This window comes from Litoreibacter sp. GN1-5, assembly GCF_055693805.1.
The window spans coordinates 2879320-2898705 of record NZ_JBVFUP010000001.1 but is presented as its reverse complement, the minus strand read 5'-3'; the positions used below and the strand labels follow the sequence as shown (position 1 = coordinate 2898705).

The following is a 19386-nucleotide window of genomic DNA, read 5'->3' as shown; positions in this document are numbered from 1 at the left end:
GGGATAAGTCATGACCATAAAAGAGATATTCGAAACAATGGATTACGGCCCCGCCCCCGAAAGCGCTGCACAGGCCCATGCATGGCTTGACGGACATGGGCGCAAGTTCGGCCATTTCATTGACGGCGCATTTACCAAGCCGGGCAAGGGGTTTGACACGAAGAACCCCGCAACCGGCAAAACGCTGGCGGCTATAACGATGGGGCGGCAAAAGGATGTGGATACAGCCGTCGCCGCTGCGCGCAAAGCGCAGCCTAAATGGGCAAAGCTGAGCGGGTTTGAGCGGGCTAAATACCTGTATGCGCTGGCCCGCGCCTTGCAAAAGCATTCCCGCCTGTTCGCAGTGTTGGAAACACTGGACAACGGTAAACCAATCCGCGAGGCGCGCGACATCGACATCCCCCTTGCCCAACGGCATTTCTACTACCACGCAGGCATGGCGCAGCTCATGGCGTCTGAGCTGCCCGACCGTGCGCCGCTTGGGGTCTGCGGGCAAATCATCCCTTGGAACTTCCCGCTACTCATGCTGGCTTGGAAAATCGCGCCAGCCCTGGCGATGGGCAATACGGTTGTTCTGAAACCAGCGGAATATACCTCGCTGACAGCGCTGCTCTTTGCCGAGATCTGTGCGCAGGTTGGTCTGCCTAAAGGCGTGGTGAATATTGTAACCGGCGATGGCTCTGTGGGTGAGATGATCGTTACGGCTGAGGTAGACAAGATCGCCTTTACCGGCTCGACCGAGGTGGGCCGCAAAATCCGCGAAACCACTGCTGGCACCGGCAAATCCCTGACTTTGGAGCTTGGTGGCAAGTCCCCTTATATCGTTTTTGACGATGCCGATCTTGATTCAGCTATCGAGGGTCTGGTCGACGCAATCTGGTTCAATCAGGGTCAGGTGTGCTGCGCGGGCTCACGCCTTTTGGTGCAGGAAGGCATTGCCGAGCGCTTCTATCGCAAGTTGCGCAGCCGCATGGATGGCCTGCGCATTGGTGATCCGATGGACAAATGCATCGATGTCGGTGCGGTGGTAGACCCGGTGCAGCTTGAGACGATCAAAGAATTGGTCGGCGGCAATTCCGAGGGCGAAACCTATCAGACAACCGCCCCGGATGGCTGCTTCTACCCACCCACCCTGATTACTGGCCTGACGACGTCGTCCCATCTGATGCAGGAAGAGATTTTCGGGCCTGTTCTGGTCTCGACCACGTTCCGCACCCCCGACGAGGCTGTGACGATGGCCAATGACACCCGCTATGGTCTGGCCGCAACCGTGTGGACCGAGAATGTGAACCTTGCGCTCGACATTGCGCCCAAGCTGGCGGCGGGGGTTGTCTGGGTCAATGCCACAAACCTGTTTGACGCAGCGGCTGGGTTCGGCGGCGTTCGGGAATCCGGCTTTGGCCGCGAAGGCGGCTGGGAAGGGCTTGCGGCCTATACCAAGCCGAAAGCGGCAGTAAAGCCCGCCAAACCTGTGACGGCTTTCACCGGCACAGGCGCTCTTGGCGATCCGATTGACCGTACAGCGAAGCTTTATATCGGCGGCAAGCAGGCGCGCCCCGACAGCGGCTATTCCCACATGGTCTACGGCCCCAAAGGCGACGCTTTGGGAGAGGCCGGATTGGCCAATCGCAAAGACATTCGCAACGCAGTCGAAGCGGCTCAGACGGCCAAAGGCTGGGCCAAGACAACGGGACATCTGCGGGCGCAGATTTTGTACTATATCGCCGAAAACCTCTCTGCACGCGCAGATGAATTTGCCGCCCGGATCAAATCTATGACCGGCAAACCCGGCATGGCCGAGGTAGACGCCACCTTGCAAACCCTGTTCACCTATGCCGCCTGGGCTGACAAGTTCGACGGTCAGGTCCATGGCGTCCCGATCCGCGGGGTTGCTTTGGCGATGAAGGAACCGGTGGGCGTGATTGGCGGGCTTTGCCCGGATGCGACACCGCTATGGGGGCTGGTTGAAGTGGTGGCCCCCGCCATCGCCATGGGCAATCGAATGATCGCCTGCGCATCAGAGCCGTTTCCGCTGGCCGCGACGGATTTCTATCAGGTGTTAGAGACGTCAGACCTGCCCGCCGGTGTGGTCAACATCCTGACCGGATCTCACAAAGAGCTCGCCCCGCATCTGGCGGCGCATAACGATGTTGATGCAGTCTGGTCCTTTTCTTCGACCCCTCTTGCGACAGAGATCGAACGCGCCTCAACCGGAAACCTGAAACGCACCCTGATTGCTCCCGCGCCCGGAACAGTGAAAGACATGCTGGGACAGGCAACCGACGTAAAAAACATCTGGGTCCCTTACGGGGAATGACGCCAAGGGCTGTTAATCGGTCCAAAATTACGCGTCCCAGAATTCGGCGCGCAAGATCGTCACCGCAGCGGGATTCATTTCATGCACCAGCTACTTGCGGGGCTTGCCCTTCCATGTATCAAGCCAGGCACGCAACCGTCCGCGTTTTTCTTCAGTATAGCCGTCTACAGCATCCCATGCCTCGCCGGCATCTTCGATGACGGGATCAATCTTTTCACGGCGAAACCACTGGCTCAGACGGTATAATCCCAGACCCAGACCTGCCAGAATAACTATAAGGAATATATTGATCCACGGGATCAGAAAACGGTCCGGATCATCAATCGCGCGCACGCCAACGGCATTAGGGAAAATCGAAAACCACTCATTACGCCACCCATAATGGGTGATCACGACCCATTGCGGATCAGCTTTGCTGCTTTTGAGATCATCCGCTTCGGTCTGCAAGTTTGAGCTGTCGAGCTTGAAGTAAGGCGGCCAGCCAATGCCCGTATCCTCGTTACGGTAGACCATGACACCTTCACCGGACCGGATCATCCCCAACAGATAAGTCCGCTTGCGCACAGCATTGATGAAACGCACATCCCGATTGACGCCACCGACCTGCTGCCCGGTATCAGGACTGGCCCAGAAGATAGAGTTCTCACCGAAATCTATGCGCCGTACTTCTGTCCCGACGATGCGCGCAATATCCTGTTGCGGCAATGTGTAGTGCAGGAAAGCGAAGATCACTGCCCAAATGCAGAAGATGAAGCCGCGTTTCACATAGATCATAAGTTCAGCCTCACTGATAGTTCACAAGATAGACCAGCAAGCCGATCACCAGATAGGGCACGATGAAAACCCCAAGTATCAACTTGCGCCGCAAAGAGCCATCATACTCGGCCAACCCTTGCTCAATGAACGCCTCTCGATCACCTTCGCGGTTTTCTTCATCCCATTCCTCGCCCAGCTTGCCGCGCCTGACCGAGCGAGACCAGGCAGACAGGACGAAATAGACCACCAACATCAGCACAAAGGAAAACAGCATCAGCCGTAGAATTCCAAGTATCATCTGCCCCTCCTGATTGCACCCCATGGGCCGACAATATCCACGATATCCTGTGGAGCGGGCTCCTCCATCGGCTCATCGCCGCCGAACAATGCCTCGCGCGCACCGGCCTTGTCCACTGCATATTCCCGGTCCAGAAAATCCGCGACATAAGTTTTCTTCTGATCCGGCCAGTCAGCATAGGCCGCATAGAACAGCTCTTTGTGACAGATAAACAGCTGGCGGACATCCAAAGGGCATAGTTCAGCCAATAGCATGTTTACCAAATCCCGGTCCTTATGGGACTTGGCGCGCAACGTGTAGAAATAAGCCGGGTCTTGCGAATTGATCCGTGGCCACGGCCCACCCCCTTCGGCCCAGCGCAACAGCTTGCTCAGCGTTTGGAACTCCGGCGGCAACAGCCTGGCATAGCGTCGCGCCAGCCCGCGCAGATCATGACGGCGCAACCCGGTCAGATCGACATCCATCGTGGCCGCGACATCAATAATGATGAAATCAAGCTTCTGGCGCAAAATAGCGACCGAGTTCACACCCTTCGCTTTGACAATCGGTTCCACCAGATCATTTAAGTCAAAGAAAGCAGCGATCTTGTTACGGTCCTCAAACCCCATCTGAAACGCAATCGGCAGCTTGCCAACCTTGTCCGCGTCCAGCGCAATCGCGGCCGGATGCTCCATCTCGCGGAAAACATAGAGCCCGCCGAAATGCGAGGTCCAGAAATTCTCCTGTCGATATTCCGTCCGGTTCAGCGATATCGGCGCACGGGTCACATCGCCGGTTTTCTTGGCCAGCGTGATCATATCGGCGATCAGCACATCATCCCACCAGCCATCATCGCGGGTGCGAAATTCTTCGATCATCTCACCAAACTTGGCCGCTTCAGCCACATGCCCGCCGGTTGTATCTGCCTCAACACTGATCTTGCGAATATCAAACAAATGCGCCGCCTTCGAGACCGTATAAACCGAATTCACCAGCTCCCCGGCTACGGCGTCGCGTGCCGTCAGTGCAAAAAGCTGCGCCTCGTTTTCCTCGATAAACTGGCGCAGGATACCGCGCGATGTGGAAAATTTCGCCTCCAGCAGCGGCGCAGTTTTTTGTTCCGTGCTCAACAAAATGAACTGCCGGTTGCAGCCGTTTGGGTTCAGATAAAGAGGATCATCCAGTTCATCGCCAATTTCGGGGGCATAGCCCGAGATATCGATGTGGAAATCCGTCAGCTTCGTGGTCTTGCCGGTCAAATGTTTCAGCGCCCGGTTATAGCGATGCACCAGCGCAGGGCTGGCTACATGGAACAGATTGCCAAACATCAGGCCTTTTTCGATCAACCGCATCATGGCTGCGACCCTTCTGTTGCGATCATATGATCGCTGCGGTTCCTGTTGACGGAAATAGCAAGCCCAAGCCATGACAACGCCAGAAGCGGGCCCCAAACCAACGCCGTCAGGGCAGAGCGTGAGGCAAGATCCTGCAAGCTGGTAGCAGCGGTATTCAGCAGGGCCATGAAAATGGCCATTCCCGTTGCAAAGATAATGAGCGCGCTCAGCGCAATTGCTCGCACCACCTTGCCATGGGACAACGTGCTTTTCGGCGTCAGCCAACGCGGCAAGATCAACGCCATGAGGCTCAGCGTTGCCAATGGCAGGCCCGTATTTATCAGCGTGATCGCGTCGCTCATGATGTGCGCCCTTGTGATCTAAGCCGCATTGCGCGGATGATATAGGCAATGACCATAAGTGGCAGCCAGACAATCGCGGTCAAGGCTGTCCAGTACCACGCCCATGACCCAAGCCGGGACACCCCGCCATCCGCCATCATCAGCGCGCCCAGCCAGACCATATGGTAACAGAACAAAATGACAGCGGTGAACAGGCCCGCAATAACCATGTGCTTGCCAAATTCCGCCGCGCTCAGCGCCGGACGCTTCGCCTGCCAGAAGCCCATCAGAATGCCCACAATGGCTGGCACACCCCAGGATATGAGAGCAAGAGCAATCATGCAGACGACCCTCGACTACGGGCAATCAGATATAACAAAACCGCAGGAACATAGGTCGCGATAGAGAACATAATCGCATAAGAGGCGAAGACCTCCCAATACCCGTCACTGGCATGAAAACAGTTGATTTCGCGCGGAGTGGAAAACCCGCAGACCGAACCGGTAACACCCCAAGCCAGAAGGACGGGACCGATCAGCGTCGCGATAAGGACGAGCGTTTTGGTCATGTGGCCATGCCCCCACCGCGCCAAACAGAAGTTCCAAGCCCCAGCGTATTCAAAGAACGTGCAGTCCCCTCCCTCTTCCCCATGGGAAGGGGGCCATGTTGCTGAACGGATTTATAGCTAATCAACTTACACACGATCCAGTTTGCTCTTGGCTGTCTGCAGTATTTCTTCGGAATGATGGCAATACTTTACACCAATATCGTCGTCAGGATCACCGAAAGCCGTCTTTGTATAATGATCCGCATTATCCTTCAAATTGTGTTCATAATCATCGGGGAAACCACGTTGACGTTCTAATTCCCGATGGGCAAAGAATACATCTTGCTCCACCTTTCGCATCTGTCTAAAATTCTGTTCGAGGGTTGTATCCCAAATCACGTCACTCTCGATTATCAGCGTATAAAACTCTGCTAGACCATCTTCCATATTATTAATCCGCATATCAATTGCAGCATTGAACGCAAAATCTTGGGATGGAAGCTCTTCAATCTTAGGTAATAAATCTACTGCAACCTGCATCTCACTTGCCGACACAAAGCGAGCTCTTAGGTGATCAAATGCATCTTGTCGATTTCTTAATGCTAGTAATAATTTTCGTGCATGACTGCTATCTTGTTCCCATTGGCTTTGCTTCTTCCAGCGATCTAACCCCATAAAAGCGGCAACAGCAGCGGCTACAGCCGAACCTGCTACAATTATATTGCCTAAAGCACTAATTGCATTGGCGATACTCTCGCTCACCCCTTCCCCTCCAAATACCGCTTCTTAGCAATCTCCTGACGTCCAAAATCACGCACCATCGCATCAATCGCCACTTCATCTGACTTGTCAGCATAGCGGAACTCTGAATCCGCGTAACGGTTGATTTCTTGCAGCACCATGTCGACCGTGATCGGCTGGCGCAGTTCTTCGATCATACCTTTCTTTTCATCGTAGGGTTTGAACAGGAACAGGTCGGGTTCTTCCATCCATTCATCAGGCAGTTCGAAATCCATCGCGCGGACCTTCACCGCATCGGTGATGTTCTTGATCGCACGCCCCGTAAACCGCTCATCGGCTTCCTGAATGCCCTTCAGATAGGCACCCATTTTGGCGATCGTATCCAAATCCCCAATGTCCGAGGACACTTTATCGAACACGCGCAACAGCCCCTCTTCATGGGGGCGCCCGTGGCTATCGAATGAGGCTGCAACGGCTTTCTTGATCTCTTGCGCGGCAAACACCTCGTGATCGCCCAAGGGAATGTCATGGTTCTTGCCCATCAGAAGATAGAGGATGTCGATGTAATCATCCTGCGTGATCGGCCCATCCACCAAAAACCGCGCCCCTGCCCGTTGGCGCAGCGCATCATCCACATTTTCAGGGTAGTTTGAGAACATCCCAAAGGTGCAGTTGCCCCGCACCACTGTATTGGCCCCGGCAAAGCTTTCCATCAGCACCGCCGTAATCTCTAGCTGGCCCGCGCTGGATTGCCGGTCTCCGCGTTTGCCCGCCAATTGGTCAATGTCGTCGATTGTCCCAAACCCGATGACGTTCGGGTCCAGCACGTTGTTGATAAATGCCTTGGCGTTCTGCCCGGATTTACCCTGATAGCTGTCGATATTATCCGTCGACAGGTTCTGATACCGAAAAGCATAGCCCGCCGTCTCGCAATAGCCTGAGATCAGGCCCGCCATCATCTGAATAAGCGTCGTCTTCCCTGTGCCCGGCTTGCCATCGCCCATGAAGGTAAAGATAAACCCGCCAAGTTCCGCAAATGGGTTCAGCTTTCGGTCGAAATCATAGGCCATCAGCATCTTGCTGAGCTTCATAGCCTGATATTTGGCAATATGGTTGCCGACGACCTCGTTCGGCTTCTTGAAGGTCATCGTCAGTTTCGACCCCTTCGCCGTGCGCGCCGGGGTAAAGCCATTCAGCGTCAGTTCATCTTCCTCAACCCGGTAAGAGGCATTGTTGAACCCCTCCAGCCGTCCTGCCGTGCTTGCACGCATCGCGACCTTGTCCATCAGCTGCTCACAAAACGCCAGCATCGTGGCGATCAGAAGCGGCTCATCCGTGGCAAACTGACCAAGCTTCTGATCCAACTCCCAAATCGCGCCATGCAAAGCCAAAGGTGCATTGTCGGTCAGAACTTCATCAACACTGCCAACTTCTACACTGGCTTCCGTCGAATGGGACGACAACAGATAGGACGTCGCATTGGCAAACGTATAAAGCGCTACAAGGGACTCAGCCGCTAAAAGCTCGGTAAATTCGGTCGACCGCTCCGTAGGCAACCGTCCCTCAAGATTGATCCGCTTCAGCTCTGTCAGTGGCGTCTGATCCGAATAGGTTTCACCAAGCGCCAGAGCGATAGACAAAGCGCGGCGCAACGCATGTGCCACCGCAGCTTGTGCAGGTGATGTCAAAGGATCGTCATCATCGCTCTCGGCGATCCGGTCCAAAATCCGCACGCCAGACGCAGGTGCCGCAGTACGCGTCAAAAGCCCGGGCGTGGTTGAACGGAACCGCCGCCGCGTCGCCGCCACATCGGGCGATTTCTCAGGCGTTTGCAAAGACAGCCGCGCCTGCGCAATCCGTGGTGTATGGTCAAGCTGCATCAGCATCTCTGCCGCTGGCATATAATGCTTGCGGATGTCGTCTTCCTTCAATTCCATCAAATCAGCTGAAACGCTCACGTTAAACCCTCATCATTGTTTTAAAAATACTCCCGCCGGAGGCATCGGATTCTCATATCACCGGTAGCTCACAACACGCCCCGCTGGCGAGACAACGAATTTCCGCACATTCGCAAACCCTGCTGGCTGCTTTTCGGCCAGCACCTGAAACGGGCGTTGCGGCAGAATGATCGACCGCTCTATCGAGGTCGCCCCGGTCTCGGCCCCGCGGCCAGCAAACGGGTCAAGCTTGAAAATCTCCCGCTCGACTGAGCTGAACCAGCCCTTCTTCTCCAGTTCCACCCGCTCACTGCGTAAATCCTCGACCGTCCACGCCAGCGTCCAATCCTCACCCGGCCCGCTTTGCGCCTCTTCCAGCACCTCGCGGATCGGCCCGGATTGCCGGGTAAAGGCCGATGAATACATCGGTCCCAGATGAATACGCCGCAACCGCTTGGGATGCAGGTCGTCAAAGTCGCGGTCAAACCCCTGCGCAATCGTCAAAAGCTTCAACCCGGCCGAGCCTTGCGCGCTCAGATGCGCCTGTGCCGCAGGCCAGCGTCGCGCATCTTTCGGCAAGGCCACCTCGCCAGAATCCTCAATATGCATTAGATAGATCGTCGGGATATTTTGCTGGCTGTCGTAAACCGCCCAATGCAGCAAATAGGACCGGCGCGCGCCCTCATTGCCCGTCCAGATCGCCTGCGCATCATTAGTGGGCCAGAACAGATACCCCGCCCGCAACGCCTCGTAATAAAGCCGTTGGGACATCGCATATTGTAGCTTCGTGGGGATTTGCAGCTCGCCCACAATCTCGCGGATCATCTCGTCCTTCAGCGCATCGACCGAGCGCATGCCGGCCAGATGCCGCTCCGCCTGTTGCGCATCATTGGCCATCTTCATCAGTTCCGAGAACACCGGAAAACCGCTCTCGACCCGATCAATCGACAATGACCCAAAGAACTGCCCCGTATCGCGGCCCGTCAGCAAGTATTTATGGCTCAGCGCCCGGAACGTATACGTGATATTCTGCACATAGGCCGAGATGATATTGACGTCTGCCTTTGAGAACGTCCGCTCCGCCTCCATCTCACCTGCCACCCGCACCAGATGGCCCGTGATCCGCTCAAACTTTGCAAAATACCGCCGCGCGGCCTGATTATCAGTCAAGCCAGCGTGGTCTTGGGTAAGGTCGACAGATTCAGTCATTAATACTCTTGAGTATCCATTCTATTTTTCCACGAGGTCCGAGTGTGAGGCAAAAACAGTCTGCAATAACGCACTGAACGTGGTGTGCTAGGCAGACCTTGGTTGCACGACTTCTGATCTACCTCATTATAATGTTCTATCTATGGCGCTGTTGCCGCGAAGCATCGCAAACCAACAGACAGAAAAGCCACCCAATGACGGTCGCAGGGCTCACTCCCCATAAAGATTCTTGTCATGCTTCTCGACAATCTTCTGGAACCGTCGGGCAAAGCGTTCATCCGCTTTGGCTTTCTGCTCCAACACGTCGCGGGCAAAGACCATGTGGTCCTCATGGGCCTCCATCATTTCGGCCATACGCTTGTTGGTGGCAGCGCCGATCCCGGCCATGGCGGATTGCGCTTCCTGATCTGTCTGCACACCGATTTCGTTGATCTGGTGCGCCACATCCTGCTGTTGCGCCGTTTTCAACGACTTGGTCAAAGCATCGTACAGCACGACCCGCTGCTTGGTGTCCGTTTCCAGCTTGTTGATCAGCACCATCTGCGTCGCCGCCTGGTTTTGTAACGAGTCGATCCAGGTCTTGCCCTTTTCGATATAGCGTTCCAGCGTTTGTGACTTAGCCAATTGCACCTGTTCCTGCTGCACCATCTCATTATAGCGCGTGTTCAGGTCAGCAAGCTGCGTTTCCAGCTTGGTACGCGCAGCCGCGTCCTGTTCAACGGAAATCTTGTTTTCCAGCTCTATGATCTGCGGATCCATCCCCAGAATTTCAGCGCGCAGAGTCTCAAGTTCGCCCACCGTCATCTCACGCTCATCCAGCGTCCCGGTCAGGTTGCCTTCAACCTTCGTCTTCTGCTCGTTCAACACATTCAGCTGCGTCGTCAAAAGCTGCGTGATCACATCCGATTTGCCGATCAGATCTTGCAACTTGTCATCGATCGAGGCCGTGCGCATCCGTTCCTGACGCATGCTCTCGGACTTGCCCTTTGAGAAAATCCCAACAAAGCTTTCCCAACCTGTCTTGTCGCGCATCGCCGAAAAATCCTCGGAAAAGCCCGAGGTCACATCATCCAGACCCATGATCAGCTCGGCGATATTGGCATTCATCAGTTCGGTATGGGTGTGAACCTCTTCCAGCGAGGCGTTTTCAATATCCAACGTAATATCATCGCCTGATTTCATCTTCGCGCGCGCAGTCTCAATCCTGCTGGTCAGCTCGGAAATCTTGGCTTGCGCCTCTGCTACCTGTTCCTGGCTTTCGCGCACCTGCGCGTCAAAATCGGCCATATACTACCATCCCTCTGACTAATGTAATTGATATTTACATAAGAAAGGATATGCGATTTTTAAAGGCGTTGCTATTCCGAAAAGCGCTGCAACCCCACGAAAATCAATATATTTTATCTCAATAAATGGAAACGCAGGCGCTTGTCCTCCCCCATTTGCAGGGGAAAACAAGGCGGCGATAAAACCTTAATTCACTGTGCCAAAGCTCCAGAACAGCATCTCACCGGAATGATCGTCAACACCGTCATTATCGGTCAAAACCCATGCGGCCCCAGCGCCCCAAGCGGTTTGTCGGTGTAAAACTACGTTTGTCAGGGGATCAGCAATCGCATCATCGCACTGTCAGGGGATCTCAACCCATCGATCACATCAAAATGGTGCCGTCCCGACAGGATCAGATAATCTGTTTCCCACGCATCGGCAAGCCAGCGCGCCTGATCCAGAAAGGCCGGACGCTCGGCTCGGCCCACAACAACGCTGGTTTGCACATGATCCAAAGGCTGCCCCAATACCGGGCTTTCCGCCGCGGCCTCAGCCGCATCCAACCGCAAATCCTCATTCATTGTCAGCCCAAGCAGGGGCCGCAGATCACTCACGGGCGAGATCGCCTGAACCCGCACAACCCGCTCTGCCACGGATGCAGGCAGAACCCCCGCCATCGCCATCCGCGCCACCAGATGTCCACCGGCAGAATGTCCGGCCAGAACAATCGGCCCCTCCACCTTCGCAGCCAGTGCTGCCACCGCGCGGGCAATATGTGCCGTAATCTCGCTGATCCGCACCTCTGGCGCCAATGGGTAGCCCGGTAACGCCACCGCATATCCCCGCGCCAACCCGCCCGCAGCAAAATGCGACCAGTCGGATTTGGCCCGCGCTTTCCAATAGCCGCCATGCACAAACACCATCAGCCCTTTTGCAGTCGTATCAGGCCAGAACAGATCATATCGCACCCGCGCATGATCCCCATAAGCAACATCCAGATCGCAGCGCATCGCGGCCCGAAACGCTTTGGCATCAGCATCCCACCGGGGCGGATACGTCTGAGCATCTGGAATAAATGCTGCGTTTTCATAGGCCTGATCACGTTGCTCCTGACTGCTCATAAAATAATTTCCTTTCCCACCAAGGATTGACCTCGCCCATGCGTCCTACCATCACTATGCGCATGAAAACCAGTGATGAGGCATTGGCCCAAGCGGCCGCGGGCGGCGATGGGGAGGCTTTCAGCCTTCTGATCCGCCGTCATTACGACCGCCTCTTTAGGATGGCATGGCGCTTGACAGGCACACAACATGACGCTGAAGACCTGACACACGACATCTGCGCCGCCCTGCCCGCCAAGTTGCGCAGCTATCGCGGCGACGCCAAATTCACGACCTGGCTTTACCGTGTGACCCTGAACGCCGCCACTGACCGCGCCCGCAAGGCACAACGCCGCATCAGGGCGCGACAAGGTTGGGGCGAAGACCACCTGCGCCGCGTAGCTGAAACTGCCGAAGCGCAGGAAGCGCAGGATTGGCTAAGCAACGCAATGCAGGACCTGCCGGACGAGCTGCGTGAAACAATTGCCCTGACACTGGGTGAAGAGCTGACACAGAAAGAAACAGCCGAAATCATGGGACTATCCGAGGGAACAATCGCCTGGCGCATGTCGGAAGTAAAACGCCACCTGCGCGAGATCGCCCAGAAGGAGGCCAGCTGATGACCGATGACCTAGACAGATTGCGCCGCGCCCTGGGGGATGCCCCTGCACCCGATCCAGCTGCGAAAGAGGCTACGCTGCGCGTGGCCGAAGAAAATTTCGCCCGTCTCCAAGGATCAGGGGAATTCACGCGTCCTACAGAAACAGATGGCCCCCAGCGGCCCGGTTTTCTGAAAGGACTCGTGATGAAACTGAAACCCCGTTCCTTGCGCCCGCTGATGCTGGCTACCTCCAGCATTGTGATTATTGGCGTTGGTTATGCATTGATACTACCTGTCAGTGGGCCTGATTTCTCTGTCGTCAGTGTAACGAGCGAAATCGCAGAAGGCCGTATGCAGGTCAGCGAAGTGCCAGCCGAGCAAACAGAAGAAATCTTGCCAAACAATTCTGATGCAGTCGCTGAAACGATCCGGCCCCAAATTGATCCGGAGCGCATTCCAAGAGTTCTGCAACAGCCGGAAGCTTTGGACGATCAGGCTGTGACGGAGCCCTCAGAGCGCCCTCAGCCTCCGGCAATAGAGGCTGATGCCGATACGGAGGCAAAAAGCGTTGAAAGAGCTGAAGTGCCGTCCGAAGCAATAGCAGAAGAACAAAGCGCAGCTCCACCGCCCGCCCCGCCAGCGGTTATGCCTGAGACGAAGCAAAGATTGTCGGAAACTACACCCGCACCATCCCAATCACAGCTTAGATCGGACCAAGGGGCTTTACCAAGTTCTGGAGGGTTATTCGCTGGCGCTATGTTTGACGGTGGTGGAAGAGCTTCAGCACCAACCCCTGACGGTATTGCCCCCGAAGCCCCGGCCAATGACCGCTTTGCCAATGAAGCCTCGAACCCACTCAAGATTACAACCGAAGAGCCCGTTTCGACCTTCTCAACAGATGTGGATACGGCATCTTACACCTGGGTGCGCGGATCGCTGCAAAGGGGCGCTTTGCCAAGTCCCGATGCCGTGCGTGTTGAGGAAATGGTGAACTACTTCCCCTATGCTTACCCCGCCCCCGAAGACGGCGTACCGTTCAGCACCTCTGTCTCGGTACTGCAAACCCCGTGGAACGACGGCACACAGCTGGTTCATATCGGCATTCAAGGTGCGTTGCCTGCTGTCGAAGACCGCCCACCGCTGAACCTTGTGTTTCTGATCGATACTTCCGGGTCCATGAATACCGCCAACAAACTGCCCTTACTGGTCCAGTCTTTCCGCCTGATGCTGGCTGAGCTGCGCCCCGAAGATCAGATCGCCATCGTCACTTATGCAGGCAACGCGGGCACCGTGCTGGAACCGACCCCAGCCGGTGAAACTGCCAAGATCAACGCGGCGTTGGCGAACCTGTCCGCAGGTGGCTCCACTGCCGGGGCGGCTGGGCTGCAACAGGCCTATGCGCTGGCCGAACAGATGTCAGACGACGGCGACGTGTCCCGCGTGATCCTGGCCACGGACGGGGATTTCAACGTCGGCCTGTCCAGCGTGGACGAGATGAAAACCTTCATCGAAAAGAAACGTCAAAGCGGGACCTACTTGTCCGTACTGGGCTTCGGACGTGGTAATCTGAACGACGCGCTGATGCAGACGCTTGCCCAGAACGGGAATGGTCAGGCCGCCTATATCGACACATTGTCCGAAGCCCGTAAGGTGCTTGTCGATCAGTTAACCGGCGCGCTGTTTCCCATCGCAGGGGATGTGAAGGTGCAGGTCGAATTCAACCCCGCACATATCGCCGAATATCGCCTGATCGGCTACGAGACCCGCGCATTGGCACGTGAAGATTTCAACAATGACGCAGTGGATGCCGGCGATATCGGCGCAGGGCACACTGTCACAGCTTTGTACGAAGTCACACCTGTGGGCTCCCCTGCGGTCCGCAACACACCACTGCGCTACGGCGAAGCCAGACGTGAACCCTTCAGTGAAGACAGATCAGAGCTTGGCTTCCTGCGCCTGCGTTACAAGGAACCGGGCGAAGGCCGCAGCCAGTTAATCGAAACACCCATCGCGACTGCGCTTAGCGCGGCCAATGCCGAGGCCAGCTTTGCGACGGCAATCGCGGGCTTTGGTCAGCTGTTGCGCGGCACAAATTACCTTGGTGATTGGACCTATACCGACGCCATCGCCCTTGCCAACAGCGCCAAAGGCGATGACCCGTTTGGCTACCGCACCGAGGCCATCACATTGATGCGCCTTGCGGAAAGTCTTGCTAAGGCAGAGTAACCTGTTCCATCTGTCCCCAGTATATCTGCCAAAGCAAAGGCCGGGCAATTCAGTTTGCCCGGCCATCTATACGTTCTGCGCATGGTCAAAATGATCCGCTAAATCAACGCATAGATCGCCGCCCCCGCAAGGACAATATTCGCAATAAGCCCGCCCACATAGGCCAGCGTCCGTGGACCACCCGCAGGCCGCCCAATGCCAGCATAATATATCCCCCAAAAGACAAGGCGGAAACACAGGTAGATAATCGCCAGCCAGTTGACCAACACCGCTGACACCCCAGCCACAACAGCCGCAACAAGCGCCCACCCGAAGGCTGGCAGGTTCTCGACCGAGTTGGCATAGGTTCTGATCGCCCTGAAACTCAGGCTTGAATGATCAAACCGGGCTGGCATACCGGGAACCTGTTCTTCCTTGATATACGCAAGTGGCGCGCACAGAAAGGATTGCACCAATGCAATAAGGGCAAGCGTCGCAAGCACAAGAAATGACGACTGATAAGCCGCAACATAGGGCACGGCTTCAAAAAGCGTTTCCATAAACGAATACTCCGGGTGGTTGGTTTACATTTCCATATCTATGGCTTGGGCGATTTCGATACTGCCACCAGCGCTTAGATGCGGACAGGGTTTCGCAAGCTCAATCGCTGCATCAATACTGTCCGCCTGAATGACCGTGATACCAGATAGCGGATTTGAGCCGCCATTATCAGCGACGCTTCCATCTGTATCTATTGTCTTGGACGGCCCGACAGGCATTCCCGGATCGACCATAGCGTCGCCCAAGCCCTGGCTCCACGCGCGCCAGGCTGTCATATGGTTAGCACCGTCCTCTTTCGTTTCAAATTTCGGGGAGCCATGATAGGCCAGCACGAATTTAGGCATGGGAAGTCCTTTCAGGTTTTGTTGATACCACGACCTTGCCACGCAACTATATATGTTCAAGAACATATATAGATTTCTGCTATAAAAGCAGAAAGCCGGAGGACCGCCATGCCCTACAGCACTGAACACAAGCAAAAGACACGCGCCAAAATAGTTGAAACAGCGCGTATTCTGTTCAACATCCACGGCTTTCAGGGCGTGACCATCGACATGATCATGAAAGAGGCAGGGCTGACCCGTGGCGGATTCTACAATCATTTTCAAAACAAAGAGGCGCTCTACAGCGCTGCGGTACACAGCTTCCTGATGGGTCGCGGTGCCGAATGGCGTGACGAAGCGGGGATTGATCCGACCCGACTTTGTCCAGAAATGGCGCAGCATATGCTGGACAGTTACCTGTCGAATAAACATCTTGGCGATATCGAAAATCAATGTCCGATGATTGCACTGCCATCCGACGTGGCGCGCGCCAGTCCGGATGTGCAAAACGCCTATCAGGAACTTCTGAGTGCGATGGTCTGGCTATTCGAAAACAGCCTTGAAGATGAAAACGGCGCGGCGCGGCAACGGGCCTTGGCGATGGCCGCGCTATGTGTTGGCGGTATGGTATTGGCACGCACGCTACCAGACTCTGCCCTTGCCGACGAGATCCGCGAAGCAGCCCATCTGACAGCAAGCCAGTTGCAATAGCCCCATGAAAAAGGCCGGACAAACTTGCCCGGCCCAGTGTCACAATATTGCTACCCTTAGTGCAGCTTCGCCTGCACTTCACCAATCGCATCGTCAATCAGTGCGTTCTGATCGGCTTTAGTCGTCTTGGACGCGACCACATCTGCCGCCGCCGCAATTGCTACGGAAACCGCACTGTCGCGCACTTCCTTGACGGCCGCTGCCTGAGCCGACGCGATCTGTTCTTCAGCCGCCTGCAACCGCCGCGCGATCGAGCCTTTCAAGTCCACTTTCGCCTGATCCGCCGCCGCCTGTGCATCTTTCTTGGCGGTCTCGATAATGCGTTCGGCCTGTTCAGCCACTTCGCGGTGCTTACGCTCATAGCTGGCAAGGACGGTCTGCGCTTCTTCGCGTAAGGCCCGTGCTTCGTCCAATTCAGACCGGATCGTCTCGGCCCGCTTGTCCAGCATGCCGCCAATCATTCCCGGTACTTTGAAGTAGAACAGGATGCCAATGAACAACAGGAACGCCAGCAGAACCACGAAGTCCGTGTTGCCGAGTGAGAAGAACGGACCTTTCGCAGCCAGCGCAGGACCGGGGATCAGAGCCATAAGAAGAACAAGTTTTCTCATGACGCGCCACCTTTCATCCGTGCCGTGACCGCTGACGTAATAGACCGTGCGTCGATCTTGCCCGGTGCAACTGCCGCAACAATATCCTTGGCGATATCTTTTGCCACTGTCGCAGCGCTGTCCTTTGCGCCATCACGGATTGCCGCGATTTCTGTCTCGGCCTCTGCCGAGCGGGCTGCGATTTCAGCGTCTGCCTTGGCAATCGCCTTGTCCAGATCGCCTTGAATGCTGGCGCGGGTTTCTTCCACGATGCGGTTCGCCTCAGCACGGGCATCGGCTAGCGCTTTGTTATAGGCCTCTTCGGCCTCAATAGCCTTTTGCTTAAGGTCTTCGGCTGCCGCGATGTCATTGGTGATCGTGCCCTGACGTTCCGCCAAAACCGATGCAATCCGTGGCAACGCAATGCGCGATAACACGAAATAAATCGCGATTAATGTAAGAACCAACCAGAAAATCTGGTTTGGAAAGGTCGAGAAATCAAGCTGCGGTAGACCTACCGCCTCTGTCGCCTCGCCTCCATGGGTTTCCGTGGCCATCGGCCTCTCCTAAAACCTTGTCGGATTACATTGGGGGTGCCTGTCAAAGGCAGCCCCCAACCGTAAGGATCGTTAGCTGTCTCTTAGACGGCGAACATCAGCAGCAGAGCTACGAGGAACGAGAAGATCCCCAAAGCTTCTGCAAACGCGATGCCGATAAACAGTGTCGCTGTCTGGCTGGCAGCAGCCGATGGATTACGCAACGCCCCTGCCAGGAAGTTGCCAGCAACGTGGCCCACACCAATAGCAGCTGCGCCCGAACCGATTGCGGCCAGACCAGCGCCGATGAATTGGCCCATTTGTGCGATATCGCCTTCCATGTCTTTTTCTCCTTACGATGGAATTGATAAGTTGAGACGGGGATCACCCCGCCATGCGTTAGTGATGCGGGTGAAGTGCGTCTTTCAGATAAACACACGTCAAAATGGTAAATACGTAAGCCTGAATGAAGGCCACCAGAACCTCCAGGCCGTACATTGCTGTCACAGCAAGGATCGAGAAGGGCGACAGGATTGTCACAGCGGCAAATCCGGCAAACACCTTGATCACCGCATGGCCTGCCAGCAAGTTACCTGCCAGACGAATGGAATGGCTGACCGGACGCACAAAGTACGAGATCACCTCGATCACCGCCAGAATAGGTCGCAATGGCAACGGGGCAGAGCTGACCCAGAACAGGCCCAGAAAGCTTGTGCCGTTCTTGATGAACCCCAAAACCGTCACCGCAATGAAAACCCCGAACCCCAGAACTGCTGTGACAGCGATCTGCGCTGTTGTTGTGAACGCTGTTGGGATCAGGCCAAGGAAGTTAGCCACCACGATAAACATGAACAACGTCATGATATAGGGGAAATACTTCACACCATCCTTGCCGGTCACGTCTTCAACCATCTTGTAGACAAAGCCATAAGCCAGCTCGCCAATGGACTGCGTGCGTGATGGGATGATAGCCCTGCGCCGTGTGCCAAGAACCAGAAGCAAGACAATGCACACAACCGTCAAGGCCATCCACAGGGTCACATTGGTAGGCGTATACCAGTTGATCGCGCCAGCGCCGAACAAAGGTTCGACCACAAACTGATCCATTGGGTGAAATTCAAGACCGCCGCCGCCATGTGTGTCGTCTGCCACGTTTCTCAGTCCTCTTTCTTCGTGCGCGCCGCATGGGCCGCCTGATCTTCTGCCACTTCCTGCGCGGTCCGAAGCATCACCTTCACCCCCGCCGCAAGACCCAGCAATATGAACAGCACCATGAAAATGGGCAATGTACCAAACAAGGTATCCAACCCGTATCCGATGCCAAAACCGATCCCAAGACCGGCCACAAGCTCTATCACCATCCGCCAGGCCAACTGCGCCTGAGAATAATGCTCATCCATCCGGGCTTCAGGCTCCTGCGCCTTTTTGGCGGCATTTATCCGGTCTTCCAGCGCATCAAGCTGCGCTTTTTTCGGATCTTCTGCCATTAAACAGCCCTTGGACGTTTGGCGCAGTGATAGAAACACTCACGCGCAGAGTCAATCCGCACCAAGAACTCCGCAACCAACTGAAATAAAACAAATTATTTCAGACTTTCTGAATGGAGTCCTACAGCACCCGAAAATCCTTATTCAACCAAATGGTTGACGATTATGCCGGTTGGCGACAAGACAGACCTATGACAGATGCTCTTGATCAGGTCTTCGCGGCCCTTGCCGACACCACCCGCCGCCGCATTCTGACGATGCTGCTGGAAGATGATATGGCCGTCACCGATGTGTCTGAGCCATTCGAGATGTCGCTGGCCGCAATCTCCAAACATCTTGGCATCCTGACCCGCGCCGGGCTGATCTCTCAGGAAAAACGCGGCCGGGTGAAATGGTGCAAGCTGGAACCGGACGCCATGCGCAGCGCCATCGTCTGGATCGAAAGCTTCGGCCAACTGGAGGCCCTGAATTTCGACGCGTTTGAGAAATTCCTTGAAGGCGAGCTTGAACCGGACCCCTGACCCACCGCACGGTGGTCCTACGG

General features: G+C 55.6%; 23 protein-coding genes. 5 read left to right on the top strand and 18 right to left on the bottom strand.

The window, feature by feature from the left end:
* The first annotated feature begins 10 nt into the window (after positions 1-10).
* Positions 11-2317, top strand: a complete 2307-nt coding sequence (locus ACZ1HF_RS14465) for an aldehyde dehydrogenase family protein (RefSeq protein ID WP_472658171.1) — start codon at positions 11-13, stop codon at positions 2315-2317.
* Between the two features lie 90 nt (positions 2318-2407).
* On the opposite strand, the gene ACZ1HF_RS14460 is transcribed toward ACZ1HF_RS14465, so the two are convergent.
* From ACZ1HF_RS14460 to ACZ1HF_RS14410, 11 genes are all read right to left on the bottom strand, one after another.
* The gene (locus ACZ1HF_RS14460) at positions 2408-3091 is read right to left on the bottom strand and encodes a DUF1523 family protein (protein WP_472658170.1); all 684 of its coding nucleotides are present in this window, start codon (positions 3089-3091) and stop codon (positions 2408-2410) included.
* A 10-nt stretch (positions 3092-3101) separates the two neighbouring features.
* Positions 3102-3371 carry a hypothetical protein gene (locus ACZ1HF_RS14455; protein ID WP_472658169.1) on the bottom strand — a complete coding sequence of 90 codons (270 nt, stop codon included), beginning with the start codon at positions 3369-3371 and terminating at the stop codon, positions 3102-3104.
* The gene (locus tag ACZ1HF_RS14450) at positions 3368-4705 is read right to left on the bottom strand and encodes a DUF6638 family protein (protein ID WP_472658168.1); all 1338 of its coding nucleotides are present in this window, start codon (positions 4703-4705) and stop codon (positions 3368-3370) included. The genes ACZ1HF_RS14455 and ACZ1HF_RS14450 overlap by 4 nt, the downstream gene beginning before the upstream one ends.
* Positions 4702-5046 carry a hypothetical protein gene (locus ACZ1HF_RS14445; protein ID WP_472658167.1) on the bottom strand — a complete coding sequence of 115 codons (345 nt, stop codon included), beginning with the start codon at positions 5044-5046 and terminating at the stop codon, positions 4702-4704. The genes ACZ1HF_RS14450 and ACZ1HF_RS14445 overlap by 4 nt, the downstream gene beginning before the upstream one ends.
* Positions 5043-5366, bottom strand: coding sequence for a hypothetical protein (locus tag ACZ1HF_RS14440; RefSeq protein WP_472658166.1), 324 nt, complete (start codon positions 5364-5366; stop codon positions 5043-5045). The genes ACZ1HF_RS14445 and ACZ1HF_RS14440 overlap by 4 nt, the downstream gene beginning before the upstream one ends.
* Entirely contained in the window at positions 5363-5593 is a 231-nt protein-coding gene (locus ACZ1HF_RS14435; protein ID WP_472658165.1) for a hypothetical protein, read from the bottom strand. Before ACZ1HF_RS14435 ends, ACZ1HF_RS14440 begins: the two co-directional genes overlap by 4 nt.
* A gap of 126 nt (positions 5594-5719) precedes the next feature.
* Positions 5720-6334, bottom strand: a complete 615-nt coding sequence (locus ACZ1HF_RS14430) for a hypothetical protein (protein WP_472658164.1) — start codon at positions 6332-6334, stop codon at positions 5720-5722.
* Positions 6331-8271: an ATP-binding protein gene (locus tag ACZ1HF_RS14425; RefSeq protein ID WP_472658163.1), complete on the bottom strand. Its 1941-nt coding sequence runs from the start codon at positions 8269-8271 to the stop codon at positions 6331-6333. The genes ACZ1HF_RS14430 and ACZ1HF_RS14425 overlap by 4 nt, the downstream gene beginning before the upstream one ends.
* A gap of 57 nt (positions 8272-8328) precedes the next feature.
* Entirely contained in the window at positions 8329-9459 is a 1131-nt protein-coding gene (locus ACZ1HF_RS14420; protein WP_472658162.1) for a hypothetical protein, read from the bottom strand.
* Between the two features lie 210 nt (positions 9460-9669).
* Positions 9670-10746, bottom strand: coding sequence for a hypothetical protein (locus ACZ1HF_RS14415; RefSeq protein WP_472658161.1), 1077 nt, complete (start codon positions 10744-10746; stop codon positions 9670-9672).
* Positions 10747-11057: 311 nt separating this feature from the next.
* On the bottom strand, positions 11058-11849 hold the full coding sequence (locus tag ACZ1HF_RS14410; protein ID WP_472658160.1) for an alpha/beta hydrolase: 792 nt from the start codon (positions 11847-11849) through the stop codon (positions 11058-11060).
* 62 nt (positions 11850-11911) lie between these two features.
* Here ACZ1HF_RS14410 and ACZ1HF_RS14405 point away from each other — a divergent pair, with 62 nt between their 5' ends.
* Both ACZ1HF_RS14405 and ACZ1HF_RS14400 read left to right on the top strand, forming a co-directional pair.
* Entirely contained in the window at positions 11912-12448 is a 537-nt protein-coding gene (locus ACZ1HF_RS14405) for an RNA polymerase sigma factor (protein WP_472659057.1), read from the top strand.
* Positions 12448-14655: a vWA domain-containing protein gene (locus tag ACZ1HF_RS14400; protein WP_472658159.1), complete on the top strand. Its 2208-nt coding sequence runs from the start codon at positions 12448-12450 to the stop codon at positions 14653-14655. Before ACZ1HF_RS14405 ends, ACZ1HF_RS14400 begins: the two co-directional genes overlap by 1 nt.
* A 98-nt stretch (positions 14656-14753) precedes the next feature.
* On the opposite strand, the gene ACZ1HF_RS14395 is transcribed toward ACZ1HF_RS14400, so the two are convergent.
* Both ACZ1HF_RS14395 and ACZ1HF_RS14390 read right to left on the bottom strand, forming a co-directional pair.
* Complete coding sequence (locus tag ACZ1HF_RS14395) at positions 14754-15194, bottom strand: MAPEG family protein (RefSeq protein ID WP_472658158.1); 441 nt, start codon at positions 15192-15194, stop codon at positions 14754-14756.
* A 24-nt stretch (positions 15195-15218) separates the two neighbouring features.
* A complete protein-coding gene (locus ACZ1HF_RS14390) occupies positions 15219-15539 on the bottom strand; it encodes a YciI family protein (protein ID WP_472658157.1) in 321 nt (106 codons plus the stop codon).
* Positions 15540-15647: 108 nt separating this feature from the next.
* Here ACZ1HF_RS14390 and ACZ1HF_RS14385 point away from each other — a divergent pair, with 108 nt between their 5' ends.
* Complete coding sequence (locus ACZ1HF_RS14385; protein WP_472658156.1) at positions 15648-16229, top strand: TetR/AcrR family transcriptional regulator; 582 nt, start codon at positions 15648-15650, stop codon at positions 16227-16229.
* A 56-nt stretch (positions 16230-16285) separates the two neighbouring features.
* Here ACZ1HF_RS14385 and ACZ1HF_RS14380 read toward each other — a convergent pair whose 3' ends face one another.
* From ACZ1HF_RS14380 to ACZ1HF_RS14360, 5 genes are all read right to left on the bottom strand, one after another.
* The gene (locus tag ACZ1HF_RS14380; protein ID WP_472658155.1) at positions 16286-16840 is read right to left on the bottom strand and encodes a F0F1 ATP synthase subunit B; all 555 of its coding nucleotides are present in this window, start codon (positions 16838-16840) and stop codon (positions 16286-16288) included.
* Complete coding sequence (locus ACZ1HF_RS14375) at positions 16837-17376, bottom strand: F0F1 ATP synthase subunit B' (RefSeq protein WP_472658154.1); 540 nt, start codon at positions 17374-17376, stop codon at positions 16837-16839. The genes ACZ1HF_RS14380 and ACZ1HF_RS14375 overlap by 4 nt, the downstream gene beginning before the upstream one ends.
* Before the next feature lie 83 nt (positions 17377-17459).
* The gene (locus tag ACZ1HF_RS14370; protein ID WP_472658153.1) at positions 17460-17696 is read right to left on the bottom strand and encodes a F0F1 ATP synthase subunit C; all 237 of its coding nucleotides are present in this window, start codon (positions 17694-17696) and stop codon (positions 17460-17462) included.
* A gap of 58 nt (positions 17697-17754) precedes the next feature.
* Complete coding sequence (locus ACZ1HF_RS14365; protein WP_472659056.1) at positions 17755-18462, bottom strand: F0F1 ATP synthase subunit A; 708 nt, start codon at positions 18460-18462, stop codon at positions 17755-17757.
* A gap of 50 nt (positions 18463-18512) precedes the next feature.
* A complete protein-coding gene (locus ACZ1HF_RS14360; RefSeq protein WP_472658152.1) occupies positions 18513-18842 on the bottom strand; it encodes an AtpZ/AtpI family protein in 330 nt (109 codons plus the stop codon).
* 191 nt (positions 18843-19033) lie between these two features.
* Between ACZ1HF_RS14360 and ACZ1HF_RS14355 the strand changes: the two genes are divergently transcribed.
* Positions 19034-19363 carry an ArsR/SmtB family transcription factor gene (locus ACZ1HF_RS14355; protein WP_472658151.1) on the top strand — a complete coding sequence of 110 codons (330 nt, stop codon included), beginning with the start codon at positions 19034-19036 and terminating at the stop codon, positions 19361-19363.
* Positions 19364-19386 lie beyond the last annotated feature (23 nt).

What these genes read in the sequence shown, in the direction of transcription:
- ACZ1HF_RS14355 (WP_472658151.1), top strand. Translation starts at nt 19,034, where the DNA reads ATGACAGATGCTCTTGATCAGGTCTTCGCGGCCCTTGCCGACACCACC.
- ACZ1HF_RS14440 (WP_472658166.1), bottom strand. Translation starts at nt 5,366, where the DNA reads ATGATTGCTCTTGCTCTCATATCCTGGGGTGTGCCAGCCATTGTGGGC.
- ACZ1HF_RS14385 (WP_472658156.1), top strand. Translation starts at nt 15,648, where the DNA reads ATGCCCTACAGCACTGAACACAAGCAAAAGACACGCGCCAAAATAGTT.
- ACZ1HF_RS14380 (WP_472658155.1), bottom strand. Translation starts at nt 16,840, where the DNA reads ATGAGAAAACTTGTTCTTCTTATGGCTCTGATCCCCGGTCCTGCGCTG.
- ACZ1HF_RS14460 (WP_472658170.1), bottom strand. Translation starts at nt 3,091, where the DNA reads ATGATCTATGTGAAACGCGGCTTCATCTTCTGCATTTGGGCAGTGATC.
- ACZ1HF_RS14455 (WP_472658169.1), bottom strand. Translation starts at nt 3,371, where the DNA reads ATGATACTTGGAATTCTACGGCTGATGCTGTTTTCCTTTGTGCTGATG.
- ACZ1HF_RS14420 (WP_472658162.1), bottom strand. Translation starts at nt 9,459, where the DNA reads ATGACTGAATCTGTCGACCTTACCCAAGACCACGCTGGCTTGACTGAT.
- ACZ1HF_RS14450 (WP_472658168.1), bottom strand. Translation starts at nt 4,705, where the DNA reads ATGATGCGGTTGATCGAAAAAGGCCTGATGTTTGGCAATCTGTTCCAT.
- ACZ1HF_RS14390 (WP_472658157.1), bottom strand. Translation starts at nt 15,539, where the DNA reads ATGCCTAAATTCGTGCTGGCCTATCATGGCTCCCCGAAATTTGAAACG.
- ACZ1HF_RS14360 (WP_472658152.1), bottom strand. Translation starts at nt 18,842, where the DNA reads ATGGCAGAAGATCCGAAAAAAGCGCAGCTTGATGCGCTGGAAGACCGG.
- ACZ1HF_RS14435 (WP_472658165.1), bottom strand. Translation starts at nt 5,593, where the DNA reads ATGACCAAAACGCTCGTCCTTATCGCGACGCTGATCGGTCCCGTCCTT.
- ACZ1HF_RS14445 (WP_472658167.1), bottom strand. Translation starts at nt 5,046, where the DNA reads ATGAGCGACGCGATCACGCTGATAAATACGGGCCTGCCATTGGCAACG.
- ACZ1HF_RS14405 (WP_472659057.1), top strand. Translation starts at nt 11,912, where the DNA reads ATGAAAACCAGTGATGAGGCATTGGCCCAAGCGGCCGCGGGCGGCGAT.
- ACZ1HF_RS14400 (WP_472658159.1), top strand. Translation starts at nt 12,448, where the DNA reads ATGACCGATGACCTAGACAGATTGCGCCGCGCCCTGGGGGATGCCCCT.
- ACZ1HF_RS14395 (WP_472658158.1), bottom strand. Translation starts at nt 15,194, where the DNA reads ATGGAAACGCTTTTTGAAGCCGTGCCCTATGTTGCGGCTTATCAGTCG.
- ACZ1HF_RS14365 (WP_472659056.1), bottom strand. Translation starts at nt 18,462, where the DNA reads ATGGATCAGTTTGTGGTCGAACCTTTGTTCGGCGCTGGCGCGATCAAC.
- ACZ1HF_RS14410 (WP_472658160.1), bottom strand. Translation starts at nt 11,849, where the DNA reads ATGAGCAGTCAGGAGCAACGTGATCAGGCCTATGAAAACGCAGCATTT.
- ACZ1HF_RS14415 (WP_472658161.1), bottom strand. Translation starts at nt 10,746, where the DNA reads ATGGCCGATTTTGACGCGCAGGTGCGCGAAAGCCAGGAACAGGTAGCA.
- ACZ1HF_RS14370 (WP_472658153.1), bottom strand. Translation starts at nt 17,696, where the DNA reads ATGGAAGGCGATATCGCACAAATGGGCCAATTCATCGGCGCTGGTCTG.
- ACZ1HF_RS14375 (WP_472658154.1), bottom strand. Translation starts at nt 17,376, where the DNA reads ATGGCCACGGAAACCCATGGAGGCGAGGCGACAGAGGCGGTAGGTCTA.
- ACZ1HF_RS14465 (WP_472658171.1), top strand. Translation starts at nt 11, where the DNA reads ATGACCATAAAAGAGATATTCGAAACAATGGATTACGGCCCCGCCCCC.